The sequence below is a fragment of the Halomonas sp. ND22Bw genome, from assembly GCF_003011945.1.
Lineage (GTDB): Bacteria > Pseudomonadota > Gammaproteobacteria > Pseudomonadales > Halomonadaceae > Halomonas > Halomonas halophila.
The window spans coordinates 1-271 of record NZ_PXWD01000892.1; the positions used below are offsets into that span (position 1 = coordinate 1).

Consider the following 271-nt stretch of genomic DNA (forward strand, 5'->3'; position numbering starts at 1 on the left):
GATTCAGTTAGGCCTTATAGGGCCCCAACTCCAGAGGAGAGAGACTGTTTCTGCACCTACCACATCTCAAACACCCATAAGATAGACGACTGCATAGGCTTGTACAACGAGATCAAGAGGCTGATTCAGGAGGAAGTTTTGGAAGAGCCACCCGTAAAGCCTAGCACCAAAGATAACCCGCTCCCGAAGTTTGAAGGGTGAGGAAAAGTAAGATCATCGTTTTGACCAAAGAAGAACTTCGCCTGTGGAGTGTTGATCTTTTATTTTATAA

1 protein-coding gene is annotated in these 271 nt (G+C 45.4%); it reads left to right on the forward strand.

The features are described 5' to 3' along the window. Positions 1 to 201, forward strand: a 201-nt coding sequence (locus tag CVH10_RS26860) for a hypothetical protein (protein ID WP_219924918.1), incomplete at its 5' end; no start/stop codon positions are given. Positions 202 to 271: the final 70 nt, after the last annotated feature.